The following is a 270-nucleotide window of genomic DNA, read 5'->3' as shown; positions in this document are numbered from 1 at the left end:
GGTGCTCGGCGATCTCCAGGAAATGCCCGCTGACCAGCAGCGGCTGGTCGCTGACCCCTTCGCCCAGGCGCCGGTCGGCGCGGTGCCGCTCCAGGGCGCGCTGGTTGAGCAGCTTGCCGCGCTGGCGATCGACGAAGCGACCGGGGTAGTCGTAGTCCTCCAGGTCCGGCTCGGCCGGGGCGTCGGCAGCGGGGCGATTGCCGGCCTCCAGCAGCAGCCGCGGCTTCTCGAAGTCGTAGTCGCGGCGAGTGGTGCGCGTGGTGCGGCTGG

Annotated in this window: 1 protein-coding gene; it reads right to left on the bottom strand. The window is 73.0% G+C overall.

Annotated elements, in window-relative coordinates; all coding sequences use genetic code 11:
* Nucleotides 1–270: contractile injection system protein, VgrG/Pvc8 family (locus JHD77_RS33300; RefSeq protein WP_267907336.1), on the bottom strand; the 270-nt coding region annotated here is incomplete at both ends.

This window comes from Pseudomonas sp. P20, assembly GCF_016463925.1.
GTDB lineage: Bacteria > Pseudomonadota > Gammaproteobacteria > Pseudomonadales > Pseudomonadaceae > Pseudomonas > Pseudomonas aeruginosa.
This window is presented reverse-complemented; position numbering and strand designations above follow the sequence as displayed.